Source organism: Nitrosomonas sp. (assembly GCF_040256045.1).
Taxonomy (GTDB): Bacteria; Pseudomonadota; Gammaproteobacteria; order Burkholderiales; family Nitrosomonadaceae; genus Nitrosomonas.
Genome location: NZ_JBDZWD010000022.1, coordinates 26,604 through 37,060 on the forward strand (window position 1 = coordinate 26,604; position 10,457 = coordinate 37,060).

Consider the following 10,457-nt stretch of genomic DNA (forward strand, 5'->3'; position numbering starts at 1 on the left):
TCAGTTTTTGATTGGGAAGCAGAAGTGTAGCCATAGTCCAATTGGTATCCATTCAAAAATAAACAAATAAAACAGGAGCAATAAACACATGGACTTCGCAATCAAATCCGATAGTCCGGAGAAATACCAAGGTGACTGTATCGTTGTCGGAGTATTTGAATCCCATAAGTTGACTGAAGCAGCCAGAGTGTTGGATGAAGCAAGCAAAGGCTACCTTGGCAGGATCGTGGATCAAGGAGATATGGAAGGCAGAGTAAGTACGGCATTGTTACTGCATGGCATCCCTGGTATCGACAGTAAGCGTGTATTACTGATCGGGCTGGGTAAGGAAGAGGAATTCGGGGAAAAAGTATTTCTAAGTGCTGTACGTACGGCATTTAAAGCGCTGCAGTCGACTAGTGCGAAGGATGCCAGCCTGTATCTGACTGAACTTCCCGTCAAAGGGAGAGATATTGCCTGGAACGTGTTGCAGACGGTTCTTCTGGCTGAAGAAAGTGTATATCACTTCGATCGCCTCAAGAGTAAGCTCGAGGAACATCAGCCATCCCTGGCCAAAGTAGATATTGATATTACCGACATATCTACATCAGCAGCGGCAGAAACGGCATTGCAGCAAGGGCTGGCCATTGCGCACGGCATGAAAGTGACTAAGGATCTGGGCAATCTTGCTCCCAATATCTGTACCCCTTCCTATCTGGCTGGACAGGCTGAAGAAATGGCCAGAACGTTCAATCTTAAATTCTCCGTACTGGAAGAAAAAGACATGGAAGAACTGGGCATGGGTGCATTGCTGGCGGTAGCGCGCGGCAGCCACCAGCCGGCCAAGCTGATCGTGCTGGAATACCACGGTGGAAAAGATTCGGAAAAACCGATTGCTCTGGTCGGTAAAGGTGTAACGTTCGATGCAGGTGGTATTTCACTGAAACCGGCTGCTGAAATGGATGAGATGAAATATGACATGGGTGGCGCTGCAAGTGTATTCGGCACGCTGACAGCCGTGGCAGAACTGAAGTTGCCGATCAATGTGATCGGTGTTATCCCGACTACTGAAAATTTACCGGGAGGCAATGCAACCAAACCGGGCGATGTCGTTACCAGCCTTTCCGGTCAGACGATCGAAATACTCAATACCGACGCCGAAGGACGACTGATTCTGTGTGATGCTCTGGCCTACACGGAACGTTACGATCCGGAAGTCGTGGTGGACATTGCAACTTTGACAGGTGCTTGTGTGGTTGCGCTGGGGCATGTGGTATCCGGAGTAATGGGTAACGATGAGCCACTTGTACAGGAGCTGCTTCAGGCGGGTGAGCAAACTCATGATCGTGCCTGGCATCTGCCGTTGTATGACGAGTACCAGGAACAGCTCAAGAGTAATTTTGCCGATACCGCCAATATTGGCAGCCGCTGGGGAGGCGCTATCACTGCTGCATGCTTTCTGTCACGTTTTACCAAGAAATTTCGCTGGGCACACTTGGACATTGCCGGTACAGCCTGGAAATCCGGTAAGGAAAAAGGGGCTACCGGGCGTCCGGTTCCATTGTTGACTCAGTTCCTGATCAATCGTGCAAAGAAACACTAACTTCCAAAAGTGAGTGTGACACAGATCGATTTTTACACCGGGGCGGCAGACAGGTTGCTGATAGCTTGTCGCTTGTGTGCAAAAGCAGTGCAGCAGGGATTGAGAACCGTCGTCCATGTTCCGGATGAACGCGTGGCCGGCCAGTTTGATAAGTTGCTCTGGGCGTTTTCACCCACGGGCTTCGTGCCACACTGCCGAATGGATAACAAGCTGGCAAAAGTGACACCAGTAATCATGAATATCCCACCTGCATTAATGGAAGTCGACCATTTTGATATATTACTCAATCTGGACGCGGATATGCCGCCAGGATTTGAACAATTTTCCCGAGTGGTAGAAATTGTTGATGAAACAGCGGATGGTAAACAGCTGGCGCGCAAACGCTACCGGCGTTACCAGGAACAGGGGCATGACGTTCGCCATCATCGGATTGATGGAAATTGACAGGTTTCTGATGATGCGAAATGTTTGCTCTTCGGGCTTTACATTTCCTATTCGCCGGGGGGCAATCTGGTGACTGATGATCAGCCTGATATCTTTGCAGAACTGGAAGAAGATACACTTCTGCTGGGTAAAGTGGATTCGATGTTGCACCGGCATCGGCGTGAACAATCTTCCCTCATGCAATCGTCGGAACAGACTGCTGCAAAATTGGATGATCCCAGGGAAATGCTGCCTGCCGAAGTCGGACCCGTTGAAATATCCCGGGATAATGACGATGTATTGACCGAGGCTGACGGGATTCCCGTTCTGACCGAGCAGGTGACACTCACGCTGGACGAATGGCCGTCACAATCAGAAATCTCCGAGCTGCTGTATTTTGCCTTTGATGCAGCATTGAGAGAAACTTCCATCCATCTTGACCCTGCTGAGCGACTTACCCTGATACAAGCATTGGGAAAACGGCTACCCAAGAATCTTTAAGCCATTCATCCCGCCTTCATTGGTTATAATGACCGGTTTTATTCTACCGGTTCGCCTTAGGAAATTCTGAAAGACAACTGCCTTCTACGTCTTGTCTGGCGCTCTTTTTTCAGCATTTTCTCAATTACCTGATCACCATGGAACTTGCAAAAAGCTTTGATCCAAAAGAGATAGAAACCCGCTGGTATTCGACTTGGGAGACGGCCGGCTATTTCAGCCCGGCTGGTTCTGAGGAGGCGAATGCCTACTGCATCATGCTGCCGCCGCCCAATGTTACCGGTACGCTGCATATGGGACATGCTTTCCAGCATACCCTGATGGATGCACTCATTCGCTATCACCGCATGCTGGGTGACAACACATTATGGCAACCGGGTACCGATCATGCCGGAATTGCCACACAAATCGTGGTTGAACGGCAATTGGATCAGGAAGGCAAGGATCGCCGTCAGATGGGGCGTGAAGCCTTTCTCGAGCGAGTCTGGCAATGGAAGGAGGAATCAGGCTCCACGATTACCCGCCAGATGCGGCGTATGGGTACTTCCTGTGACTGGTCGCGCGAACGGTTTACCATGGATGAAACACTTTCCCGTGCAGTGACCGAGGTATTCGTGCGCCTTTACCGGGAAGGGCTGATCTATCGCGGCAAGCGGCTGGTCAACTGGGATCCGGTACTGCAGACAGCAGTCTCGGATCTGGAAGTGGTTTCGGTTGAAGAACAGGGTTCGCTCTGGCATATCCTTTATCCTTTCGAACAACAAGAAGGAGGTAGTGAGCATCAGGGATTGGTCGTTGCCACTACCCGCCCGGAAACCATGCTGGGGGATATGGCGGTTGCGGTTCATCCGGAAGACGAGCGTTATCGTCACCTGATCGGACGTCATTTGCGTTTGCCGCTGTCCGAACGCACGATCCCGATCATCGCAGATAGTTATGTTGATCCTGCTTTTGGTACCGGTTGCGTAAAAATTACCCCGGCACATGATTTCAACGACTATCAGGTCGGATTGCGGCACAAATTGATCCCGCTCAATGTTTTTACACTGGATGGCAGGATCAATGACAATGCTCCAGCAGAGTTTCAAGGGTTGGATCGTTTCGATGCCAGAAAGAAAGTAATTGCCGATCTTCAGGCACAGGGGCTGCTGATCGAAACTCGTCCGCATAAACTGATGGTTCCGCGTGGAGATCGTACCCATACCGTCATTGAACCGATGTTGACCGATCAGTGGTATCTGGCGATGGAAGGTCTGGCCAAACAGGGCCTGGCGGTGGTTGCAAGCGGCAAGGTCAGGTTCGTGCCGGAGAACTGGACGCATGTCTACAATCAGTGGCTGGAAAATATCCAGGATTGGTGTATTTCGCGCCAGCTGTGGTGGGGGCACAGGATACCGGCCTGGTACGATGAGGATGGCAACGTGACTGTTGCACATGATCTGGAAGAAGCCAGAAAACTGTCTGGTAAGGAAATCCTCCGGCAGGATGAAGATGTGCTCGATACCTGGTTTTCTTCAGCGTTGTGGCCCTTCTCGACACTGGGCTGGCCGGAGCAGACCTCCGAGCTCAAGACTTTTCTGCCCGGATCAGTGCTGGTGACAGGATTCGACATCATCTTCTTCTGGGTGGCTCGTATGGTGATGATGTCTCTGCATTTCACCGGCGAGGTACCTTTCCGGGAGGTATACATTACCGGCCTGATCCGCGATGCGGAAGGCCAGAAAATGAGCAAATCCAAGGGTAACGTGCTCGACCCGCTCGATTTGATCGATGGTGTCTCACTGGCGGAACTGATCAGAAAACGTACTACCGGCCTGATGAACCCCAAACAGGCGGAGTCCATCGAAAAAGCTACCCGCAAGCAGTTTTCACAAGGGATTCCCGCATTCGGGACCGATGCGCTGCGTTTTACGTTTGCCAGCTTGGCTTCACATGGTCGTGACATCAAGTTTGATCTGCAGCGTTGTGAAGGATATCGCAATTTCTGCAACAAACTGTGGAACGCTACCCGCTTCGTACTGATGAACTGTGAGGGCAAAGACACAGGTCTGGATGAAACTCTGCCGCTGAATTTCTCACAAGCGGATAAATGGATCGTTGGTCGTTTGCAGCAGGCTGAGCAGAGTGTGGTACAGGCTTTTGATGAATACCGTTTTGACCTTGCCGCGCGCGAGATGTACGAATTCGTCTGGGATGAATACTGCGACTGGTATGTAGAACTGGCGAAAGTGCAGTTGAGCAGCGCAGATGAAGCGCGTCAGCGTGCCACTCGTCGTACACTGGTGCGTGTACTGGAAGCAGCACTGCGGCTGGCACATCCGATCATTCCGTTCATTACCGAGGAACTCTGGCAGGCGGTTGCACCCCTCGCAGGTAAAACCAGCACCAGCATCATGCACCAGCCTTATCCGCAAGCGGATCCAGCGCGTATGGATGGGCAGGCTGCAGCCGATATTCAACTGCTCAAGGAAATCGTCAACGCCTGCCGTACGCTGCGCGGGGAAATGAAACTGTCACCAGCAGAGCGAGTGCCACTGCTGATAGAAGGTGATCCTTCCCGGCTGGCAGATTTTTCACCTTATCTGCTGGCACTGGTCAGGTTGTCTGAAGTGACTATCCTGCCGGACAGATTGCCGGATACCGACGCACCGGTTGCCATTACGGGTGAATTCAGGCTGATGCTGAAAATCGAGGTGGATGTCGCTGCCGAGCGTGAACGTCTCAACAAGGAAATGCAACGGTTGACGCTCGAAATTGGCAAGGCCAGAACGAAACTGGATAATCCTGATTTTCTTCAGCGTGCGCCAGAAAAGGTGGTGCTGCAGGAAAAAGAACGGCTGGCCACGTTCAGTGCCACTCTGGAGAAACTCGACCAGCAACTGCATAAACTGGGTTGACGCTATCCATGTAGCGAGATCGCTATGACTTCTGTTCCACTGCTTAATCATTTCCGGGAATTTAAATAGCACTATGACCAAATTAGAAAACGATACCTTCATCCGTGCCCTGCTGCGACAGCCTGTAGACTATACCCCTGTCTGGATGATGCGTCAGGCTGGCCGTTATCTGCCGGAATACAACCAGACCCGTGCGCGGGCAGGCAATTTTCTATCGCTTTGCAAGAATCCTGACTTTGCCACGGAAGTGACATTACAACCTCTGGCCAGATTTTCGCTCGATGCCGCAATTCTATTTTCTGATATTTTGACGATCCCGGATGCGATGGGGTTGGGGTTATATTTTGCAGATGGAGAAGGGCCGCGTTTCGAACGCCCCTTACGCGAGGAATGGGAAATTCGTTCGTTGATCGTGCCTGACCCCGATACCCATTTGCGCTATGTGACGGACGCTGTCAGACAGATCCGCAAAGCGCTGAATAATCAGGTTCCACTGATCGGGTTCTCAGGCAGTCCATTCACATTAGCGTGCTATATGGTGGAAGGCGCGGGCAGCAGTGACTTCCGTCAGATTAAAACCATGCTGTATGCACGCCCGGATCTGCTGCATCATATTCTGGGTGTGACGGCACAGGCGGTTACTGCCTATCTGAATGCCCAGATCGAAGCGGGTGCGCAGGCCGTAATGATCTTCGACAGTTGGGGGGGGGCATTGTCTCATGCTGCTTATCAGGAGTTTTCCTTACGCTACATGAACCAGATTCTGGATGGCCTCAAACGTGAACATGACGGTAATCGTATTCCGAATATCCTGTTTACCAAGGGTGGCGGATTATGGCTGGAGTCCATCATGGCCAGCGGTTGCGATGCAATCGGGCTGGATTGGACGATCGATATCGGCGAAGCCCGTCGTCGTACCCAGGATAAAGTCGCTTTGCAGGGGAACTTGGATCCGGCCGTGCTGTTTTCCTCACCGGAGGTGATTGCTGCTGAAGCCGGGAAGATACTGGCAAGTTACGGCCATGGCCATGGCCACATATTTAACCTGGGACATGGTATTTCACAATTCACCCCGCCTGAAAATGCACTGGCATTGATTGAAGCAGTTCATGCGCAAAGTGTGCGTTATCACACTGATTGATAAAAATCATCAGGTTAGCTGATGATATGTCTGTATCAAGCGGGTTGTCAGAAGCTGATGGCCCGTTAATTGCCGAAGCGCTCTTCCGAAGAAGCAGCCCGAAATTAAGCTATTTGTCGTATGTGCGCACCTGAGCAGACTGCCCGTCTTTCAACCGCGAAGTGCTGCTTCGATTGTGGCAATATCGATTTTTCTCATCTGCATCATCGCATCGAATGCACGCTTGGCAGCAGCAGGATCAGGATGGGTGATTGCATTTATCAGGACAATCGGTGTTATCTGCCAGCTTAGCCCCCACTTATCCTTACACCAGCCACATTCACTTTCCTGGCCGCCATTGCCGACGATTGCATTCCAGTAACGATCTGTTTCAGCCTGGTCAGTAGTTGCGACCTGAAACGAAAACGCTTCGCTGTGGGTGAACACTGGTCCGCCATTGAGCCCGATGCACGGGATGCCCATCACAGTAAATTCGACAGTCAGTACATCCCCTTTCTTTCCTGACGGAAAATCTCCTGGTGCGTGATGTACTGCACCGACGAATGAATCGGGGAAGGTATCGGCGTAAAACCGTGCTGCATCTTCGGCGCAATCGTCGTACCAAAGGCAAACCGTATTTTTTGCTGGTATTGTCATGTTATTCCTCCATCGAGATCAGAAATTGCGCCATTTCGGCGGGGGGACACTGCACCTCGTATTGGCGCTTTAATGCCTGAATCAAGCGCGTCAGCTTGATAAAGCGCGTTTGAAAATTCTAAAAGAAGGGGGCCGGACATGGATACTGATTTTTCCTGATTCACGACCTGCCCCCATTTGTCAGAAACTGAAACACCAAAGACTCATGGACAACAGAAGATCTATCCTTCTGACTTGGCGCTCAATGCAGCAGCATCGATACGATTTTTCAGTCCTTGTATTTCAGTTTTTGCCTCTAACACCAGTCTTTCAGCTTTATGTTCATCTTCAGGTCCTGCAAGATGGATAAATTCATGACTGTCCTCATAAGCTTGTTTCGTTGTACCGGTTAGTCTGATCAGTACTCCGGCAATCACACCACCAATCAAAGCCAGTGCAAGTGTGATACCGATACCTGTCAACTGGGCCACAGCAATACCTGGCACCACCAGGATCGCACTGAATCCGCCCAATAACCCTGGTAATCCATGCAGATTGTGTACCCCGCAGGTATCTATCGTCTTGGCTTTGGATTCCAGCATGGGCTGAATAAACACGAAACCCACGACAGAGATGGCACCACCCAGCAAACCGATCACAAAAGCACCCACTGGTCCGACGATGTTACAGACCGACCCGATCGCCACCCCTCCAGCGAGTGCTGCATTGGCCATATCTACTATGGATGCTTTCCCTTTGTGAAACAATGCGCTCAGGAAATAGGTGGCAAGTGTGGCGCCACATAAAGCAAGCAACGTGTTGACTATGGTTTGGGGCATCTGTTCGAATGGTACGATTGCAGTCGCAAAGCTCGGCCAGAAAAGCCACAGTACCATTGACCCCAGCATTGAAAAGCGATCCGAAGTCGCATCCGATTCGATCGGTTGAGCCCGCTGCGCTGCAGTAGTCAGAGCAATAGAGACTCCTAAACCAAAATATGCACCGAAAGCATGGATGGCAATCGATCCGGCAGAATCCTGGAATCCTTCAGTCAACCCTGATGCATTATCCAGTACCAGCCACTCATTCAGCAGATAAACCGGCACGATAAACAATGCCAGTAATGCGTATTGAAAAACTCGTAAACGCCCGAGTACTGCTCCCATGGCAATCAGCCCCGTAGCCACGGCAAACTCCGCATAGATTACTGCATCAACGGAGTGGGGCGTCAATGCGTGCCCGAAAATCCCGTTTGCGCGTAAAAGAATATAGAGTGGAAGTCCGGTGGCAACGACCAGATAGGTGCCGGTAGTTGCACTAAACCCGTACCTTCGTACGAAAACCATTAAAAAACCGAAACCAACCAGCAACATGGCCAGAATGTTTATAGAGTAATTATATTGTGCTACCAGACGCGCTTCGTTGATCTCTGCAGGAGCAGCTGCGCTTGCCCAACCGCTGAAACACAACAGAAACAGAGCGATTGAACTGAACGCAGTGAAACATAGGTGTTTACTCATTTTTTGACTCCCTATATCTTAGATTGAGTTATCCGGGTCACCCCGCGTATGTGCCCGCCGGATTCTGGTTGATACAGCTGCAGGGCTGGGATCAACCTCATTTGATCAGTTCATTGAGCAGGAATATTTTCCGCATAAATAAGCGAAAACCTGATTCTGATTTCTGTTGTTATTACCAGGTCCGGCGAAGCTTGAGCGCTCATAAATAAATAATTGTGTGGCTGTTTTGTCAGAGGCTGTCTAACTCCGTATCTATTCACTACAATCAGGAATTAATTTTCAGTCTCCATTTACAGCTCTTATACGATATTTATTCAGTCGCTCCGGCAGTGTGAACCTTAATAGCCCTGAATTCAATATGGTTAATAAAGAATATTGAGAATTAGTTCGTCCTGAACAATCTGTTTTCCCCTATCACGAAGTGCTGGGGGGTGGAATTTTATGATGTACGGGGGGGTCGGCAGGTCAGGCGGGTGATCTGCTCAATGACTTGAGCCAGTTGTGGTCATATCGTAAGGACTACCGGGTGGGCTCCGTATGCCAACCACCAAGCCTTCCTTGTGAATGGTGGGTGGGCGGCTACTGTGATCTTGATATCGAATTCATACTGGCGAGCTGCATCATCTCTCTACCAGTGCGCAGGGTTACCGACAATGTATGCCAGGTTTTGAATTTCTCACTAAAACCTCGGATTGATGCTCAGCGACAGCATGGCTGATAGCTGACATAACAGTCTTCCTGACTCTTGCTGCAATTTATTGAAAGCATCCTGTACGATTTGTCGATCGCGCTGACTAGTGGGTTCCTGGTCAATAATGCCTGCGGCGATCAGACGTGCAATCACATCGCTGGTCAATAAAAAAGTATCCTTCCCGACCAAACGTAAAAATCCGGCAGCCGAGCGTCCGCCCAGCCGAGCGCCACGTTTGGCCAGTAAATGCCATAAGCCGATAATGTCAGCACTCGGCCAGTCAGCAATAAACTCGCCAAAACTGCAACCCTGTTCCTGGCGAATGTCCAGAATAAACTGAGCATTTCTGGGGATGGTTTGCAGTTTAGTGTAATGACGGATGATTCGGTTATTTTTCATATAGCCTTCGATCTGTTCCGGGCTGAGCATCACCATTGTCTCAGGTACAAAGCCCCAGAAGGCTTCTTCAAAGGCAGGCCACTTGGCATTGACTACCGAGTGTTGCATGCCGGCCTGAAATACCCGCTGGCTCATGGCGGAAAGATAGCGATCATCGCCTTTCTGCTTTAATTCTTCAGGAGTAAGCGCTTTGGGCAGGAAAGCTTCCATCGCTTCATCCGATTCAAAACGCCTGCGTACTGTATCGTAAAGCCAGCGGTAGTTAAGGAACCTCTGCACGAATCCTCCATGAGCCGCATTGTAGGCAAAATTATGATGATCGCAAGGAGCGCAACGAAGGTCGTAGTTATTCTACGATGCCGAGGCGCGCGACACAGCGAGCGCGTGATTTTGCCACAACCCTTCAGGGCACTGGTTTTGCAGACGGACTGCAGCGTTGAGTTCGTTGTGAAGGGAGCAGCCATTCACTGCCTCACTCGCCTTGCATTCTATCCGCAAAACACAGTGTGCGACCATGTGGGATTCGTGCAGAGGTTCCTTAGGGGTCATGCTTGTCTCATTTTGTTTCAGAATCAAATATCTTGTGGAATTTGCAATACCTTACAGTACGGATTGCGAGAAGGAAATAACCTGAAAGTACCCAGGTGGAGATTCCCTTACTTCCAGTGTCGATAACGACCGAGTCAGGTCA

The 10,457-nt window shown here is 50.5% G+C and carries 9 protein-coding genes; 5 read left to right on the top strand and 4 right to left on the bottom strand.

The genetic code is table 11. From position 1 onward, the window contains the following. Positions 1 to 88 precede the first annotated feature (88 nt). The 5 genes from ABUL11_RS06000 (at position 89) to hemE (ending at position 6,541) form a co-directional block, all read left to right on the top strand. Complete coding sequence (locus ABUL11_RS06000; protein ID WP_350282953.1) at positions 89 to 1,582, top strand: leucyl aminopeptidase; 1,494 nt, start codon at positions 89 to 91, stop codon at positions 1,580 to 1,582. Positions 1,583 to 1,591: 9 nt separating this feature from the next. After that, positions 1,592 to 2,026: a DNA polymerase III subunit chi gene (locus tag ABUL11_RS06005; protein WP_350282954.1), complete on the top strand. Its 435-nt coding sequence runs from the start codon at positions 1,592 to 1,594 to the stop codon at positions 2,024 to 2,026. Positions 2,027 to 2,095: 69 nt separating this feature from the next. Further along, a complete protein-coding gene (locus ABUL11_RS06010) occupies positions 2,096 to 2,506 on the top strand; it encodes a hypothetical protein (RefSeq protein ID WP_350282955.1) in 411 nt (136 codons plus the stop codon). Between the two features lie 137 nt (positions 2,507 to 2,643). Beyond that, complete coding sequence (locus ABUL11_RS06015; protein WP_350282956.1) at positions 2,644 to 5,400, top strand: valine--tRNA ligase; 2,757 nt, start codon at positions 2,644 to 2,646, stop codon at positions 5,398 to 5,400. A gap of 73 nt (positions 5,401 to 5,473) precedes the next feature. Then, the gene (hemE, locus tag ABUL11_RS06020) at positions 5,474 to 6,541 is read left to right on the top strand and encodes a uroporphyrinogen decarboxylase (RefSeq protein WP_350282957.1); all 1,068 of its coding nucleotides are present in this window, start codon (positions 5,474 to 5,476) and stop codon (positions 6,539 to 6,541) included. A gap of 150 nt (positions 6,542 to 6,691) precedes the next feature. Here hemE and ABUL11_RS06025 read toward each other — a convergent pair whose 3' ends face one another. The 4 genes from ABUL11_RS06025 to ABUL11_RS06040 form a co-directional block, all read right to left on the bottom strand. Continuing rightward, on the bottom strand, positions 6,692 to 7,177 hold the full coding sequence (locus tag ABUL11_RS06025) for a VOC family protein (RefSeq protein WP_350282958.1): 486 nt from the start codon (positions 7,175 to 7,177) through the stop codon (positions 6,692 to 6,694). Between the two features lie 221 nt (positions 7,178 to 7,398). Beyond that, positions 7,399 to 8,676 carry an ammonium transporter gene (locus ABUL11_RS06030; protein WP_350282959.1) on the bottom strand — a complete coding sequence of 426 codons (1,278 nt, stop codon included), beginning with the start codon at positions 8,674 to 8,676 and terminating at the stop codon, positions 7,399 to 7,401. A 679-nt stretch (positions 8,677 to 9,355) separates the two neighbouring features. After that, the gene (locus tag ABUL11_RS06035; RefSeq protein ID WP_350282960.1) at positions 9,356 to 10,045 is read right to left on the bottom strand and encodes a DNA-3-methyladenine glycosylase I; all 690 of its coding nucleotides are present in this window, start codon (positions 10,043 to 10,045) and stop codon (positions 9,356 to 9,358) included. 72 nt (positions 10,046 to 10,117) lie between these two features. Next, the gene (locus ABUL11_RS06040; protein WP_350282961.1) at positions 10,118 to 10,315 is read right to left on the bottom strand and encodes a hypothetical protein; all 198 of its coding nucleotides are present in this window, start codon (positions 10,313 to 10,315) and stop codon (positions 10,118 to 10,120) included. Between the last annotated feature and the right edge of the window lie 142 nt (positions 10,316 to 10,457).